Below are 15,186 nucleotides of genomic sequence, written 5' to 3' on the forward strand. Positions count from 1 at the left end.
GGACGGTGAACTCGATTAGTCTGCGGTGCAGAGTTTTTCGCGTCAGCGTGGGCGGTGTTCCTAGAGTTCGGTGGCACCGTCGACGGGAACCTCGCCACCGAGGGCGGCCCAGCCGCTGGTGCCCTGGGCCAGGGACCGGGATTCGTCGGCCCGGTGGGTGCGATCCGAGGCGGCGCCGGCGGGGTGGGCGTCGAGGATCGCCATGAGGTCGCCCTCGGCGAAGCGGCCGTAGGCGGCGGCGTGCCCGAGCGCCCAGTCGACCCGGCCGGCGCCGAGCAGTTTCGCCAGCGACACCGCGTGGTCCATCTTTACGCGGATCTTCCCGGTGCCGGCCTCGGCGGCCTCACACAACCACAGCCGGGCACCGGCACCGATGTCGCAGAAGGCGCGTTCGGCGTCGGTTCGCGGGATCGGCTGACGGTCGAGGATCCCGGCCGGGGGCGGCGGGAAGTGCTCGTCGCAGATCTGCGGGGAGCCGGGGCGGGCCCGCCGGTGCCGGGCGACCTCGACCGGGCCGGTGTCGCCGTGGTGGACGAAGATGATCCGCTCACCGGCACCGGCGCCGTGTGCGCGGACGAACACCGTCTGCCCGCGCAGGGTGTGCGGCACCGAGTACTGGCCGTTCTCGAACGCGACCATCGGGGTGTTGTCCGGGACGATGCGGGTCACTCCCCAGGTGACGGTGTGTGCGGCGGCGGGAACCGGATGCAGGTGGAGGCGTTCTTCGGCGAGCATCTCGGCCGGGATGCGGCGGGTGGTGCGGTGGGTGCGGGTGTTGACCTGCTCGCAGAACTGCGTGCAGGCGGCCTCGAGGTCCTCGAAACTGTCGTACTCGGCGGCGAGGTTGTGGTCGGTGGGCACCAGGTCGGCCTTGGCCAGCTTGACGGTGTTCTCCACCCCGCCCTTGGTGGCCGGGTCCGCGGGCAGGCAGGTCTTGACGACCAGGCCGTAGAACCGGGCGAAGGAGACCACACCCGGGTTGCGGACGGCGACCGAGGCGATGTGTTCGGTGGTGACCATCTTCTCGTTGTCGGTGAGCAGATACGTCGGGACACCACCGATCCGCCGGAAGGTCCGGTCCAGGCCCGCGTAGACGGACGGGGCGGTGCGGTCGCGCAACGGGATCACCACCCGGTGCCGGCACCAGGCCAGCCACGCGCACAGCAGCACCGTCTTGGTGCCGTCGACGACCGGGCCGTCACCGAAGTCGTACTGCAACCAGAGGCCGGGTTCGGTGACCCACGGCCTGTGCACCCTGGTGTGGCCGAGCCGGTAGGCGCGTTTGATCCGGGCGACGGCGCGGCGGGTGGTGCGTTCGGTGCCGGTGAATCCGAGGGCCAGCAGCTTGTCGTGGGCGATGTCGGCGCGGACTCGGCCCTTCGAATGTTCGACCCATTCTTCGATTTTCGGTAGATATTCGTCGATCAGCATCGGTCTCTTCTCCCGCGGTGGGGTCGGCGCATCGGCGGTGTCGCGTTCGGCGACGAGGCGGGCGACGGTGTGATGGGAGCACCCCGCCAGTGCGGCGGCGGCACGGTAGGACTTCGTCAGGTCGTAGGCAGCAAGAATTTCCATGACTTCCTTGGCAGACTTCACGGTGGCCTCTCCTCGGTGGCTCGCATTTTCGGCGTGGTAGCACCGTCGAGCGAACCCGAGGAGAGGCCCCGATCCGGGGAGGCGATCGGGAAGAAAATCGAACGTGCCGTATCAGGCGGACAGACCCGGGTGGGCAGTTTCGTGTCCGCCAGTGGGCAGAAACCCGTGTCCGCCAGTGGGCAGTTTCACGTCCGCCTGTGGGCGTTTTCGTGTCCGCCTATGGGCAGTTTTTCATGTCCGCCGACACTCAGCAGGCGCCGGTGACGGCCTGTTGCATGTATGGGTGCCGCATGCCACTGCTGGACTCGTCGTCATCGAGACCGGCGCCGGAAGCGACGACGACCTCCTGCGGGCGATCGACGAAGTGCTTCCGCGCGACGACCGGTGGATCCACCGCCACGGCAGCCATGGGCACGGTCGCGACCACGTGCTGCCGGCGTTCCTGCCGCCCTACGCGTCCGTGCCCGTCTTCGACGGAGCACTCGCGACAGGCACCTGGCAATCCGTGTGCCTCGTCGACACCAACGTCGACAACCCGGTGCGGCACGTCCGGTTCAGCTTCCTCGCCGGCTGAGCCGGCGCCTGCGGACCGCCTCCGATCACGCCTGCGCGAGTCCCCTTGCCAAGGAATAGATTTCGGGCAGGCTCGCCGTCTCATCGGTGGACGATTGGTCCACCCACGTTTCCAACGCCGCACGGAGCACGGCAATCGACACATCGACTGCCAGTCGAACCTGCAAGTCGGCGCAGTCGAACCTCGTCGACACCACATCGACAAGCGCCGCGGTTCGCCGCACACTCTCGCGCGCCAGCTCGGCACGCAGCGCCGGCTCCTTCTTGATGAGACGGTTCACCCGCAGCAATCGCCGGCAGGCGATCGACGAACTGTCCGAGTACATCGTCAGAGCAGCAGCGAAGGCCGTTTCCAGCGCGAGCCTCGGTGAGACCTCCGCGTCGAGCTGGTCGAGTCCTCCGGCCAAGACCGCCTCGAAGGCCCAGTGATCGCGGAGCGCGGCCTCTTCCTTGGTAGCGAAATATCGGAAGAAGGTTCGCTGCGACACGCCCGCAGCCTGCGCGATCTCACCGACGGTCGTGCCCTCGACACCCTTGTACTCAAACAGTGTGAGTGCGGTCTCGCTGATCTCGACATTCGTCTGCTCGCGTCGTCGCTCCCGCAGCCCCAGCGGGCCGGCGGGCAGGTCAGGGGACACGGAGAACACTTCGGGTCTGGTCATCAAGGGCCTTCGTTATCGGTAGGAGCACACCCCCGCGATGGTCCTCACGTGGTCACCGGTTGTCAATATGGCAGCGTGTGCCATAATGTTGGGGAAGGGTAGGTAATCTATGAATCTCAATATCGGTGATATTTTTCTGTACCCGCACCATGGGTCGGTGACTGTCACAAAGCTCACGACCCGGATGTTCAACGATTTGCCCACCGAATACGTACAGTTCGAAGTCGCCCAGAACGGGCTGTCGATCGAGATTCCGGTAGCGAAAGCCGAATCCATCGGCGTGCGGAATGCGATCAACAACGACGAAGTCGGTCGAGTTTTCGACATCTTGCGCGGTCCGACGGTCGACGACCCGTCGAACTGGTCTCGGCGATTCAAGGCCAACCAGGAAAAGCTGACCGTGGGCGGGATCTTCACGGTGAGTGAAGTCATCCGCGATCTAATGACGCGTTCGCAGGTCAAGCCACTCTCGGCCGGCGAGAAGCGGCAGCTCGAGCATGCAATGCAGCTCGTCATTTCCGAACTCGTCCTCGCGATGAAGTCCGACCCCGACGAGACTCGGCGCCGTATCGAAGCGATTTACGAATCCGCCACCGCCTCTGCGCCGGTGGCTGTCGCAGTCTGACGACACGATCGGCAGCAGCCCCGAACGAAAGTTCGGGGCTGCTGCCGATTTCGTGTGTCACCTCGCGGCCTGTCATGACTCCAGCGTGGGAGTCGAGATCAGCTGCTGCCGAAGGGGTTTCCGAGTGACCCTGTTCCCGAACCGGCCCCGTACGTGATGACTACCGACGAAACGGCATCCGCCCCAGCGACGCTGAAGGTTCCGCCGGGCGCGTAGGACGATCCGCCACCGCCTCCGCCACCGCCGTAGTTCTCGGCGCCACCTCCGCCGCCGAACCAGCCACCGCCACCGCCACCGCCCGTGCCCGCACCGGCACCACCGGCACCGGCCTCACCTGGCGAACCGTGCGGTTCCGTGCCACCGTTGCCTCCGACGCCACCAGCGACGTCCGTGCCGCCTCCGCCACCGCCACCCCCGCCGCCGGGTCCGCCGGCAGGTCCCATCAGGTTGCCTGCGCCACCGATATAGGTGTCACCCGCACCGCCTCCGCCCGCGGCGACGATCTGACGATCCGCCAGCTCACCCGTCCCGGTGCGAACGTCGGAGGCACCGCCTCCGCCACTTGCCCCGTTGCCGCCGGCCCCACCGCCGTTGTATCCGGCCTGGCCGTTGCCGTCGCCACCGTTGCCGCCGACCTGGATGTACAGCGCGTCACCCGCGGCAACCGTCAGCTGTCCGGTTGCAACGGCCGCGGCGCCGCCGAGGATGGTTTGACTGTTTCCGCCACCACCACCCGTTGCCGTCACCGCCAAGCTGGTAATGCCCTCGGGAACCGTGAACGACTGCGCACTGCCGGTAAACGTGAACGTGCAGGTCACCTGGGTGCCGGCGCCCTGCACACAGCCGGCAGGCAACGCCGCCGGCGCGGCAACCGCGACGCTGGGGGCGAGCAGCCCCGAGGCACCCAATACGGCGAGGCCACACATTCCGGTCGTGTACCACCGGCGGCGTGATCGAACGAGGGTTGTGGTCAAAGCAGTCTCCTGTCGCAATGCGAGCATGTTGAAAGCTGGTCCGAGTGGAGCATTCCATAGCGTCCGGCATCCAGTGGGCCTTCCGGTCCCCCGGTCGGATTTCGCGCGAAAGCACCTGGTCACGGGCCATGTCGTTCCGCTAATCGGGACCCGCGGTATCGCAAACCGCGGTGAAAGGTCAGTATGAAGGTAAGTAGAACTAATTTGTTCATCTAGGCAACGAGGTATGCATATGAGCGACGCAGCGCCCATCGGTGACGGGATCTTCCAGATTCCGGTGCCGATCACCGACAATCCCCTCGGTCACACCCTGGTGTACGCGATGGAATCACCCGGCGGTCTGATCCTCGTCGACGCCGGCTGGGACGACGACAACGCCTGGAACGGCCTCACCTCCGGACTCGAGGCCATCGGACACTCGGTGAAGGATGTGGAAGGCGTCGTACTCACGCACTTCCACCCCGACCACACCGGTCTGTGCGGTCGCGTCCGGGAGGCCTCCGGGGCGTGGATTGCGATGCACGAATCCGATCACGGGATGTTCGAGCACATGTCGACCGGTCACGGGCCCGAGTGGTTGGACTTCCAGAAGGAGAACATGACGCGGGCCGGCGCCGCCCCGGCAGATCTCGAGGCATTCGAGAAGGCATCGAGCGGGAAGCCGCCGGCGGGTCCCGAGTCGGCGCCCGATCGTGTTCTCGTCGACGACGAACTCATTGCCCTCGCAGGCCGTAACCTGCGGGCCGTCTACACCCCCGGCCACACTCCCGGCCATGTCTGCTTCTACCTGGAAGACGCCGACGTGATGTTCACCGGCGACCACGTCCTGCAGAAGACGACGCCTCATGTTGGCAACTTCGTGTACCCGCTCGAGGAGCGCGACGGCCTGGCAGAGTTCATGGACTCGCTACGCCGCGTGCAGACCATGGACATCACCCGGGGACTCGGCGCCCACGGCATCCCGATCGACGACGTCGCAGGCCGTGCCGGCGAGCTGATCGAGCACCACGAGGAGCGACTCGACCACCTGTACAAGGCTTTCGGCGACGACCAGATCACCGTGTGGCAGGTGGCCGAGCGCATGAAGTGGTACAAGCCGTGGGCCGACATCTCCCCCATGGGCAAGGGAATGGCGCTGTCCGAGGCGGCGGCTCACCTTCGGCACCTCGTCGCCCGGGACCTCGTCGCCCAGGTCCCCGACAGCGAACCCGCAGTCTTCGCCCGCCGCTGACACGTGAGTGGCAAAGCGTGCCCGAGCACACTTTGCCACTCACGTGGGCGGGGTCATTTCCAGCCGCACGCCGAGGAGTCGCACTTCCCGGTCGTGGTCGAGCCTGTCGACCAATGCTGCTGCCGCATCGGCGATCACGTCCGGATCGAATGTCGGTTCCGGCAGTGGTTTGCTCGTCGTGTGGGTGTCGAACGGGGCGTAGCGCACCTTCAACGCCACTCGCACCGCCTGGCGGTTCTCGGCGAGGATGTCCTCCCGGACCCGGGCGGCGAGTCGTCTGATCTCTTCGGTGACGGCCTCCCTGTCTGAGAGGTTCTGCTGGAACGTCGTCTCCCGGCTGTGCGACCGCGCCACCCAGGGTTCCGCCGAGACCGGGGAGAGATCGATGCCGCGACCGATCCTGGCGTACCACGGACCCATGTTCGGACCGAGGGTCGCGGCCAACTCCTGATCCGAGGCGTCGGCGAGTTCCTGCACGGTGCTGATGCCCAGCGCGGCAAGCTTCTTCGCTGTCTTCTTGCCGATCCCCCACAGCGCGTCGGTGGGGCGCTCCCCCATGACGGTGAACCAGTTCTCCTCGGTGAGCCGGTAGATGCCCTGCGGTTTGCCGAAGTCCGTCGCGATCTTGGCCCGTAACTTGTTGTCGCCGATACCGACTGAGCAGTGCAGCCCGGTCGCGTCGAGGACGGCGTCGTGCACGGTTCGCGCGAAGGCCTCCGGGTCGTCGGTCTCGACACCCAGAAACGCCTCGTCCCAGCCCATCACCTCGACGACGACGCCCAGCTTGCGCAAGGTGTCCATCACAACCGCCGACACCTCGGTGTAGGCCTCGGCGTCGACAGGTAGGAACACTGCGTCGGGGATCTTCCGTGCCGCGATCCGCATCGGCATCCCGGAACCGACACCGAACTCACGCGCCTCATACGACGCCGTCGATACCACCGCGCGCTCGGTGGGATCCCCGCGGCCGCCCACGACGACGGGACGTCCCCGCAGCTCAGGATGCCGTAGCACCTCGACCGCGGCGATGAACTGGTCGAGATCGACATGCAACACCCACCGACGACGCGGCGGACTGCTCATGGAACCAGTGTGCCGGAATCGTCGTACCGGGGCCCTCGAAATCCTCGAGTTCGGCCGCGGTGGAGGTCAGAACACGTCGTCGGCGTCGATAGACGGAATCAACTCGTCGGGGAACCGATACGAGCATCCGAGTTCGCTGGTGGACCGGGTGCCCCAATTGTCCCGGAACCACGCCACGCAGGTGTTCGCGATCAGGTTCACATCGCGACTGAAGAGATAGCCGTCCGTACAGTCTTCGAAGTGGCCGTCGAAATGCCACCTGTCGAGGGTCAGGTGCTCGGCCGAATAGTCGGCGAGCAGCAGGTGCCCGAGTTCGACGCGTGATCGTCGGAGCATCAACACACCGTCGGCCAGTACCTGAATCTGCGCGCAGACGACTTCTTCGTCGTCGTCCTCACTGACGTAGCTGTTCGGGCCGATCTCGACGATGAGCGCGACCGGTTGATCGACCAGCGAACCCGTCAACCACTCGACCATTCCCGCCCACGAAACCTCGGGCACCTCGGTGGAATCGACCATCATCATCACCTTCCCTTGCTCGCGAGCGACCACGCCGGGGTCTTCGAACGCATCCCCGTGAGTCGTATCAAAGCAGAAGGTGCCGACACATGTGGCCCGAAATCGTCTTGCATCGATTAGGTGTCGTCCATGCGATGACATGTGAGTGCTTGGCATTCGAAGTCGTGCACCAAAGCGTAAAGTGGCCGACGAGCGTTAGACCTTTGGTAGGGGAAGATTGCTCGCACCCCCACTTCGTCCTCGGGTGGAGTGGGGGTCCTCGCTTCGAAGGGCACTCAGGTGACCAGGCCGGCCCGAAACGCGGTCAACGCCGCTTCGACGCGGTTCCGGGTGCCCAACTTGCTGAACACCGCCGAAATGTGAGTCTTGACGGTCGTTTCGCTGAGGAACAGTTGCGCGGCGATGTCGGCGTTCGAGGCGCCCGACGCGAGTGACCGCAGGACGTCGCGTTCTCGCGCACTGAGTACGGCCAGACCAGCAGGATCAGGAACCGCAGCGGCGGTGCGGCTGGCAGCGACGATCCGGCGCAGCGACTCCTGACTGAACAGGGTGTTGCCGGCGGAGACGGCACGGACAGACTGGTGAAACGTCTCCGGCGGTTCATCCTTGCTCAGGAAGCTGTGGGCGCCGGCGGAGACGGCCTGGATCACGAGGTCGTCGACGTCCATCGCGGTCATCGCAATCACCCGGGGTGGGTGTTGCAGGGTCATCAGTTGACGGGTGGCGTCGAGCCCGCCGACGCGGCGCATCTTCAGATCCATCAAGACAACGTGCGGTCGATACGCGTGGACCGCGGCGGGCACCCGGTCGCCGTCGTCGACATCGGCGACGACGGTGATGTCCGTGGTGGCGGCGAATATGTCGGACACACCTCGCCGGACGAAGGGGTCGTCGTCGGCGATCAAGACGGGGATTGCGCTGGCTCCGGTCATGGTGACCACAGGGTATTACCCCGGACCGACACGTCCGCCAACGGTATCGGCGACAGCGGTCAGGCGAACCAGGGCAGCCAGCAGTCTACGACGAACTCGTCACCGAGCCTGCCCGCCTTGAGGGTTCCGCCGATGTCGCGGGCCTGCTCCGCGAGCCCGGGAAGTCCGGCACGCGACCCGGGCGGGACACTCGGGGGTTGAATGCTGAGCCGGTTGCGGACGTCTATGCGGATCCCGCTCTCGCTGGCCCCGCTGATCGCGACGCGGATGGTCTGATCGCTCGCGTACTTCTGGGCGTTGGTGAGCGATTCCTGCACAACCCGATAGGCGACGTGGCCCGACACGGTGCCGACGTCTCCGGGCCGCAGATCCGTGAAGTAAGTGGCGTGGAGACTGGCGGCACGGGCGGACTGGATCAGGTCGGCGACGCCGTCGATGCCCTGGTGGCCGCCCGCGCGACTCGCCCCACCCGACCCTCGCAGCACGCCCACGATGTTCTTGAGTTCGTCGAGCGCCTCGTGCGCGGTGCTGCGGATCATCGACGCGGTGTTGGCGACTTTCTCCGGGTTGCCGGCACCGCTGACCTGCAAGGCCCCGGCGAACAGGGAGATCCGGCTCAGGCTGGCGGCGAGAGTGTCATGCATGTCTCGCGCGATGCGAGTGCGTTCCTCGGTGCGAATCATCTCGTCCCGCATCGCATGTGTCTGCTCGGTGGCGCGGTCACGACTGCGCTCGGCCTGAGCGAGTTCGGAACGGGTGTGCTTCAACACCGCGACCGAGACCACGATCGCCACGAGTGTCGCCGCAACGAGCCAGGGGATCCAGAGTGCGATATCCCAGTCCGGCTTCGGCCCGCCGACCTCCGGCCGCGTCGAACCCATCGTCAAAACCGAATTGTCCCGTGTGCGGAACCCGTCATAGGTGAGCGAGACTCCGCACGCCAGGAACACCGCTGTCGCTGCCGCGGCCAGCCGCTGCCCCCGCTCGGTCTGCGCGAGCGCATACAGCGCGATCAATGCGGCAGTGGCATCGGTCGAGAAGAACAACGGACCCACGACGGCCAGGCCCAGCACCAGCCACGGACGCTCATGCCGCCACACCAGCGCGACCGCGGCACCCAGATTCAGCATCAGCCCGATCGCGATGTTCCACACCGCAACAGTTCCGGAATCGCCGGACAGCCCGACCGTCATCAGCGAGCAGAACACGCTGAGGGTCACCGCGCCGGTGGTCCAGACGCGACGACGGATGGTTTCAGCGGATGTTGCAGTCACGGCAATGAGGCTACGCACCGGTCCGACAAGTTCACGATCGGCCGAAAGTAGGGGCCCGAGCGGACTTCCGACCGAAAGGAGGAATCGAACCGACTCTTCGGACGATCCGCGACCGGTGCCGAGTCGGGTGAACTCTTCCCCGAGCGGGACAGCAGCCTCGAAGCGGTCCCGGCACGTCACCCACTCGAGCGATCCGCAGGAGGAACCGACATGACGAACCCCGGACAGCCCTACCAGAACCAGCCCTACCCCACCCCGCAGCCGCCGAAGAAGAAGCGTCGCATCTGGCCGTGGATCGTCGTCGGCGTCCCGATTCTACTTTTCGGCGCGTGCTCGATTGCCATCGCGTCGAGCACGGGAAGCGACGAGGACACCACCGTCACCGCGGGTTCCAGCGGAGACGACGCAGCCACCGACAGCGGCCCCGCGTTCCCCGGAAAACTCGACGAGGACACGTCCGCGGCCGGCGGCGACACGATCACGCGGGACGGGCTCGCCTACACCGTGTCCACGCTCGACCCGGTGAGCAGCGTGATCGGCGAATACCTGTGCAGCACCGTGACCATCAAGAACGTCGGTGACAAGCAGAACGACTTCAACGGATACGTGGATTGGAGCCTTCAGGACGCCAGCGGAGCGATCCGTGACGCGACGTTCGCCCCGGACCGCGAACTGCTGAACTCGGGGAAGATCGCGCCCAGCGGTCAGGCCACCGGCAGCGTGTGCTTCGACGCCCGTCAGGGCTCCGGCCCCGGAACCTACGTGGTGCTCTTCGAGGACACCTTTTCACTGTCCACCGACCGTCTGGCCTGGATCAACACCCTGTAAAGGGCACTGGGGCGGTGACGGGACACGGGGCAGGCAGACACGGCACCCCGTGTCCTGCCCGCATGTCGCCAGATCTCATTCTCCGACAAATCAATACATCATCTGAATGACATCGACCAACCGGAAATGGCCGCCGAAGCCCCCTCCCGAACACACGTGTCGGACGGGCCTGATACTTTCCGTTTCAACGAACCGACCGCAGGTTCGCAAATACTGAGCAAAGGCTGATCATCTACATGTTCCGCAAGGTATCACTCACCGCTGCACTCACTCTCGCGATCCTTGGCGTCGGATCCGGGATCGCGAATGCCGCGCCCGCAACCTCGTTCGGCGACGGCGACTACATCGTTGGTGTGGACATCGCCCCGGGCACGTACGTCGGCAGCGGCACCGTCGACGACATCATGGGCTGCTATTGGGAACGCCTGTCGGGCACCAGCGGTGAGTACGAGGACGTCATCGCCATGGACTACACCCACTCGCCCAAGGTGATCGTCACCATCAAGCCGACCGACATGGTCTTCTCGTCCACGGACTGCGGAACGTGGACGCCCGCTCCGGCCGCCCAGCCCCAGGCCCGGCCGGCACCCGCGGCACCGGCACCGGCATCGGCACCGGCACCGTCGATCTTCGGTTCCTGATCAGCAGGGGATACCCCACCCTCACTCGAACTGGTTGGGCATCCCCTCCAGGCAACCTCGAGCATCCTCTCTCGTGAAGGACCTTCCTATGTCGAATCCGTACTACCCGAATGATCAGCCTCGGCAACCACTTCCTGGCCAGCTGGGACAACCGAGCCCAGGGCAGCCGCCGAGACCCTACGCCCCGCAGCCAGGTCCAGGCAGATCCAAGAAGTGGCCGTGGATCGCCGGGATCGCGATCGCCCTTGTTGTTCTCATAGGGTTAATCGGAGCCGTTGGCTCCGACGACGATGAGCAAACGACTGCCGCAGCGCCCTCCAACACCCGGACCGCTGTTGCAACGTCGACGATCTCGGCCGCGGAGTTCCGAGCGGAGAGCGAAGCACGCGCAGCCGCGGCCGAACGAGAAAGGCAAGCAAGGGAAGCCGAAGCAGCGCGTCTTGCCGCGATCGAGGCCGCCAAACTCGACCCCTCAACATACGAGAGCATCTCGTCCCGAGATTTCGCTCTGTTGACGAAGAACCCCGACGCGTCGAAGGGCCGGAAACTCGTTGTGTACGGAATCGTGACGCAATTCGACTCCGCCACGGGAACAACATCCTTCCGCGCCGAGACCGGCTCTGCGCCGGGCGACAGGTACGACTACGACCAGAATACCGTCGTTACCGCGGGCGATTCCAACGTTGTCGCGAACGTAGTCGAAGATGACTTTGTAACGATGTATGTCGAGGTCGTCGGCTCGTATTCCTACACGACCACGATGGGCGGGACCATGACAGTTCCCAAATTCCAGGCCAACGTCATCGAGGTCACCGGATCGGCTGCCTGACACTGATCCGGCCAGCCTCCTCACGACCGCGCACAAGCCCAGTCGACACACCACAATGAAGAGGTCAAGTGAAGAACAAACTCGTCGGGGCAGTGTTGTGCATGTCGTCGGCGGTTGCGATAGCGGTTTCCGGCGCCGGCGTGGCCAACGCCGCAGGCATCTACCTTGACAGCGACGGCACGTACAGAGTCGGTTACGGCGAGCAGGACCTGCTGCCTGGTCTGTGGTCGTCCTCCGGCGGCCGCACCTGTTACTGGGAGCGCACCGCATCCGACAATTCGATTCTCGAAAATTCCCTGGGCGATGGATCCCAGACGATCGAGATCAAGCCGGGCGATGCGACTTTCACCACGCATCGGTGCGGAAACTGGCGTCGAGCGGAGCCCGTTCCCAACCCGATTCCCGGACTCCCGCCCATCGAAGCCGTCGACTACCGCAATATGACGACATTCGGACTTGGCGCGGGAATCGGTTCGGCCGCTGTCGGGTCGGCCGCGATGCCGTCCATCCTCGCCATACTCCTGTCGGTAGCATCGTCTGGCAGTTAGCCCGAGCGGCCCGGCGGCCATCGGTTCCGTGCACGGCGATGAAGCGGCGCGGGTCTCAACGGAGCAGGACGGGAAGTGCAGCAAACCATCCCCGCCCAAGTAGGACCCGCGTCGATCCGACTGAATGCGTGATGCCCGAGGATGATCGGACGCAGTGCGGAGTATCCCTGTCGAGTCCGGACTCGATGACCATCGGTTAATTCCACATGCGGTGACCCCGACCTACATCGACAGCACCATCTGAGCGAGGAGCCGACCCCATTCGGGGTCCATGGGCTGGTCGCGTTGGACGTAGCCCTCGACCATTGCGCCGATGAGTTCGAGGAACGAGATCGTGGGACGTCCCATCCAGAAGACTTCTTCCCGGCCGACGATCGTGCCGTCGCTGGTCTGCCAGCCGAGGGCGGCGAGTCCCTCGGCGATCGCGTCCCGTCGTTCATCCGACGACGTGCCTGCGGCGAGGGTGAGAAGCACGAGGTATCCGGCCTCCCGCTCGATCTGCTCGGTGCCCAGCGGCAGGCGGTCGAGCAGATGACGCCACATCTGTGTCGCGTTGTCCGCCATCGCCGTTCCGAGATTGGTTCGAACGAGTTTTCCCTTGTACTTGCGCACCAGTCCGAGTGTCTTGGCGTACTCGCGGAGCAGGTGGACCGGCCGTTGGTCCGTCTCGCGGTTGCTGGTGGCGGGCCAGTCGTCGAAGCCCGGTAACGCCTGCCGCATCTCCGCCACCACGGCCGGGGGCAGGTAGCCCGCCTGAGTCAGCGTGATGCCGTCGGATCCGATGCGCTGCAGCAACCACCGCAGATGCAGCGTCGCCGCTTCCTGGGCCGCGGGAAAATCACCCTTTCGCGTGGTGAGCTGGGCATGCTCGAGAAGCGAAAAGACATGCGGGGCAGCCTGATGGGGTATTCGTCGCAGCAGGTCGGCGAACTTCGAATCCGTCACCGGCCAGTGGTCACGGATCACGACTTCGATCCGCAGGTTACGGTTCACGGCGTCGACGCCGAACGATTCGGGCGCGAAGCCGGGCCCGACCCACGCCCCGGCGTCGTGGTGGCCGGGGTGCGACGGCGTGGCCAGGACCGTCAGCAGGTCGGCGTATCCGCCCGGTCCGCCGCAATCCTCGGGTGGGCAGGCGCGGGCGCCGGCGAGGCAGGTCACCGTCGGCGCGGGCCCGTCGGCCTCGATCCGTTCGAGGACGATCGTATGGTCCCAGCCGTCGCCGAAGTCGTATTGATAGGACAAGAGCTCGCCGGGTTCGGCCAGAACCTGATCGAGCCGGACCGCGTCCTCGCACAGCTCGTCGTCCTCGTCGGCGAAGCCCTCCTCGATGCTCTCGCGCATCTCGTACCGCTCGGAGGCGGGCGGCTCGCCGCCGACCCACGAATGCAGGTGGCTGTCCTGCCAGCCCATGACTGTCTGCACGATCGGATGCAGCTCGTTCAGCCGCAGGTTCGAGGGCACGACGAACTGCCGCCAGATGGTCGGCGACACGTCGTCGAGTTCGATCCGCAGGTGGAAACTCGCGACGTCTCGGCGACCCGGCCGCTCGGACGGCCGGACGATCACCGGCGCGTCGGGAACGACGGACAGGTGTCGGCGTTTACCTGAAGCGGTCATGGCGTCATGGTAGGTGGGAGGCAGCGGTGTCCGGCACAAGAGCTGACGATAGCGTGAGCGCATGTCGGTGTCCGCAGTTCTCGCAGGTCGGTACGAGTTGCGGGGAGTGCTGGGGCGCGGCGGAATGGCCGATGTCCACGACGGATGGGACCTGCGCCTGCAGCGACCCGTCGCGATCAAAGTGCTGCGCCCGGAGCTCACCTCCGTCCCCGACACCCGCCGCCGGTTCGAGGCCGAGGCCCGGCTGGCCGCCACGTTGAATCACCCGAACGTGGTCGCGGTACACGACTGCGGCGAGGACGCCGGGGTGGCGTACATCGTGATGGAGCGCCTGCCCGGGCGGACCCTCGCCGACGAGATCGCCGCCGGTCCCGTACCGGACGCGCGGGTGCGGTCGATCCTCGCCGACGTGCTCGCCGCCCTCGGCGCCGCCCACGAAGCCGGGATCCTGCACCGCGACATCAAACCGGGAAACGTGCTGTTCACCGCCGCGGGCACGGTGAAGGTCGCCGACTTCGGCATCGCGAAGAGCGCCGCATCCGACCACACAGCGACGGGACAGGTGCTGGGCACCGTGGCCTACCTCAGTCCGGACCGCATCCTGGGCACACCCGCCACGACCGCCGACGACCTCTACGCCGTCGGCGTCGTCGGCTACGAAGCCCTCGCCGGGCACCGGCCGTTCGCCGGCGACAACATCCTGTCGCTTGCCCGCGCGATCACCGACGGTGCGGCCCGACCGCTGCGCGAAGCCCGCCCGGACGCCGATCCGAACCTCGTCGACACGATCGAACGGGCAATGACCCGCGACCCGCAGCAGCGGTACGCCGACGCCCAGGCGATGCGGGACGCCGTCCTCGGGGCGCCCGGCGCGCACCCGCCGCCGACGAGAACATTCACACCCACCACCTCCGTCCCTCAGCTGCCGCCCGAGCCCCGGCGACCACGGCGGACCGGCCTGATCATCGCCGCCATTGCCGCCGTGCTGGTGGCCCTGGTCGTGGCGGCGCTGGCCATCGCGTCTCAGAATCGGGACGGCACGGTCGGTCCCGGGCCGAGCACCACCGCCGTCGTCCCCGCCCCGGTCTCCGTCCCGAGCAGTGCCGTCGAGGTCAACCCGGTTGCGCCTCCCCCACCGACCGGCGCACCGGTACCGAAGCCCGGACCGGGAAACAACAACGGCAACAACGGCAACGGGAACGACAAGCCCAAGGACAAGGACAAGGAGAAGGACGGCAACTGAGCGAGTCG

Annotated in this window: 16 protein-coding genes; 8 read left to right on the forward strand and 8 right to left on the reverse strand. The window is 66.2% G+C overall.

Annotated features, from left to right (window positions below; genetic code table 11):
* Positions 1-60: 60 nt before the first annotated feature.
* A complete protein-coding gene (istA, locus tag ACLIVD_RS27325) occupies positions 61-1,596 on the reverse strand; it encodes an IS21 family transposase (protein WP_491930691.1) in 1,536 nt (511 codons plus the stop codon).
* 175 nt (positions 1,597-1,771) lie between these two features.
* On the opposite strand from istA, the gene ACLIVD_RS27330 reads away from it, so the two are divergent.
* The gene (locus ACLIVD_RS27330) at positions 1,772-2,170 is read left to right on the forward strand and encodes a YjbQ family protein (RefSeq protein ID WP_491930942.1); all 399 of its coding nucleotides are present in this window, start codon (positions 1,772-1,774) and stop codon (positions 2,168-2,170) included.
* A 25-nt stretch (positions 2,171-2,195) separates the two neighbouring features.
* On the opposite strand, the gene ACLIVD_RS27335 is transcribed toward ACLIVD_RS27330, so the two are convergent.
* Positions 2,196-2,831 (reverse strand): TetR family transcriptional regulator, encoded by a 636-nt coding sequence (locus ACLIVD_RS27335; protein WP_491930943.1) that lies wholly within the window; start codon positions 2,829-2,831, stop codon positions 2,196-2,198.
* A gap of 109 nt (positions 2,832-2,940) precedes the next feature.
* On the opposite strand from ACLIVD_RS27335, the gene ACLIVD_RS27340 reads away from it, so the two are divergent.
* Positions 2,941-3,456, forward strand: a complete 516-nt coding sequence (locus ACLIVD_RS27340; RefSeq protein WP_005254069.1) for a CarD family transcriptional regulator — start codon at positions 2,941-2,943, stop codon at positions 3,454-3,456.
* Between the two features lie 98 nt (positions 3,457-3,554).
* On the opposite strand, the gene ACLIVD_RS27345 is transcribed toward ACLIVD_RS27340, so the two are convergent.
* Positions 3,555-4,430 (reverse strand): glycine-rich protein, encoded by an 876-nt coding sequence (locus tag ACLIVD_RS27345; protein ID WP_491930944.1) that lies wholly within the window; start codon positions 4,428-4,430, stop codon positions 3,555-3,557.
* 232 nt (positions 4,431-4,662) lie between these two features.
* On the opposite strand from ACLIVD_RS27345, the gene ACLIVD_RS27350 reads away from it, so the two are divergent.
* On the forward strand, positions 4,663-5,661 hold the full coding sequence (locus tag ACLIVD_RS27350; RefSeq protein WP_283331253.1) for an MBL fold metallo-hydrolase: 999 nt from the start codon (positions 4,663-4,665) through the stop codon (positions 5,659-5,661).
* A 39-nt stretch (positions 5,662-5,700) separates the two neighbouring features.
* Here the strand turns inward: ACLIVD_RS27350 and ACLIVD_RS27355 are convergent, their stop codons facing one another.
* The 4 genes from ACLIVD_RS27355 to ACLIVD_RS27370 all read right to left on the reverse strand — a co-directional run bounded on the left by ACLIVD_RS27355 (position 5,701) and on the right by ACLIVD_RS27370 (position 9,649).
* Positions 5,701-6,744, reverse strand: coding sequence for a DNA polymerase IV (locus ACLIVD_RS27355; RefSeq protein ID WP_283331252.1), 1,044 nt, complete (start codon positions 6,742-6,744; stop codon positions 5,701-5,703).
* 66 nt (positions 6,745-6,810) lie between these two features.
* Positions 6,811-7,263, reverse strand: a complete 453-nt coding sequence (locus tag ACLIVD_RS27360; protein WP_065493218.1) for a hypothetical protein — start codon at positions 7,261-7,263, stop codon at positions 6,811-6,813.
* Between the two features lie 275 nt (positions 7,264-7,538).
* The gene (locus ACLIVD_RS27365) at positions 7,539-8,195 is read right to left on the reverse strand and encodes a response regulator (protein ID WP_283331251.1); all 657 of its coding nucleotides are present in this window, start codon (positions 8,193-8,195) and stop codon (positions 7,539-7,541) included.
* Between the two features lie 59 nt (positions 8,196-8,254).
* The gene (locus tag ACLIVD_RS27370; RefSeq protein ID WP_283331250.1) at positions 8,255-9,649 is read right to left on the reverse strand and encodes a sensor histidine kinase; all 1,395 of its coding nucleotides are present in this window, start codon (positions 9,647-9,649) and stop codon (positions 8,255-8,257) included.
* A 30-nt stretch (positions 9,650-9,679) separates the two neighbouring features.
* Here ACLIVD_RS27370 and ACLIVD_RS27375 point away from each other — a divergent pair, with 30 nt between their 5' ends.
* From ACLIVD_RS27375 to ACLIVD_RS27390, 4 genes are all read left to right on the forward strand, one after another.
* On the forward strand, positions 9,680-10,297 hold the full coding sequence (locus tag ACLIVD_RS27375; protein ID WP_065491907.1) for a DUF4352 domain-containing protein: 618 nt from the start codon (positions 9,680-9,682) through the stop codon (positions 10,295-10,297).
* Positions 10,298-10,533: 236 nt separating this feature from the next.
* Complete coding sequence (locus ACLIVD_RS27380) at positions 10,534-10,938, forward strand: Rv1352/Rv1906c domain-containing protein (RefSeq protein WP_283331249.1); 405 nt, start codon at positions 10,534-10,536, stop codon at positions 10,936-10,938.
* Positions 10,939-11,026: 88 nt separating this feature from the next.
* A complete protein-coding gene (locus ACLIVD_RS27385; protein WP_283331248.1) occupies positions 11,027-11,767 on the forward strand; it encodes a DUF2510 domain-containing protein in 741 nt (246 codons plus the stop codon).
* Between the two features lie 68 nt (positions 11,768-11,835).
* The gene (locus ACLIVD_RS27390) at positions 11,836-12,315 is read left to right on the forward strand and encodes an Rv1352/Rv1906c domain-containing protein (RefSeq protein ID WP_283331247.1); all 480 of its coding nucleotides are present in this window, start codon (positions 11,836-11,838) and stop codon (positions 12,313-12,315) included.
* Between the two features lie 222 nt (positions 12,316-12,537).
* Here the strand turns inward: ACLIVD_RS27390 and ACLIVD_RS27395 are convergent, their stop codons facing one another.
* Complete coding sequence (locus ACLIVD_RS27395) at positions 12,538-13,935, reverse strand: plasmid pRiA4b ORF-3 family protein (protein ID WP_283331246.1); 1,398 nt, start codon at positions 13,933-13,935, stop codon at positions 12,538-12,540.
* 61 nt (positions 13,936-13,996) lie between these two features.
* Between ACLIVD_RS27395 and ACLIVD_RS27400 the strand changes: the two genes are divergently transcribed.
* Entirely contained in the window at positions 13,997-15,178 is a 1,182-nt protein-coding gene (locus tag ACLIVD_RS27400; RefSeq protein WP_283331245.1) for a serine/threonine-protein kinase, read from the forward strand.
* The last annotated feature ends 8 nt before the right edge of the window (positions 15,179-15,186 follow it).

This window comes from Rhodococcus sp. G6(2025) (assembly GCF_058628105.1).

Excerpts from the sequence above, each read along its gene's own strand:
- ACLIVD_RS27380 (WP_283331249.1), top strand. The coding sequence starts at position 10,534 with ATGTTCCGCAAGGTATCACTCACCGCTGCACTCACTCTCGCGATCCTT.
- ACLIVD_RS27340 (WP_005254069.1), top strand. The coding sequence starts at position 2,941 with ATGAATCTCAATATCGGTGATATTTTTCTGTACCCGCACCATGGGTCG.
- ACLIVD_RS27360 (WP_065493218.1), bottom strand. The coding sequence starts at position 7,263 with ATGGTCGATTCCACCGAGGTGCCCGAGGTTTCGTGGGCGGGAATGGTC.
- ACLIVD_RS27350 (WP_283331253.1), top strand. The coding sequence starts at position 4,663 with ATGAGCGACGCAGCGCCCATCGGTGACGGGATCTTCCAGATTCCGGTG.
- ACLIVD_RS27365 (WP_283331251.1), bottom strand. The coding sequence starts at position 8,195 with ATGACCGGAGCCAGCGCAATCCCCGTCTTGATCGCCGACGACGACCCC.
- ACLIVD_RS27335 (WP_491930943.1), bottom strand. The coding sequence starts at position 2,831 with ATGACCAGACCCGAAGTGTTCTCCGTGTCCCCTGACCTGCCCGCCGGC.
- ACLIVD_RS27355 (WP_283331252.1), bottom strand. The coding sequence starts at position 6,744 with ATGAGCAGTCCGCCGCGTCGTCGGTGGGTGTTGCATGTCGATCTCGAC.
- ACLIVD_RS27395 (WP_283331246.1), bottom strand. The coding sequence starts at position 13,935 with ATGACCGCTTCAGGTAAACGCCGACACCTGTCCGTCGTTCCCGACGCG.
- ACLIVD_RS27385 (WP_283331248.1), top strand. The coding sequence starts at position 11,027 with ATGTCGAATCCGTACTACCCGAATGATCAGCCTCGGCAACCACTTCCT.
- ACLIVD_RS27375 (WP_065491907.1), top strand. The coding sequence starts at position 9,680 with ATGACGAACCCCGGACAGCCCTACCAGAACCAGCCCTACCCCACCCCG.
- ACLIVD_RS27400 (WP_283331245.1), top strand. The coding sequence starts at position 13,997 with ATGTCGGTGTCCGCAGTTCTCGCAGGTCGGTACGAGTTGCGGGGAGTG.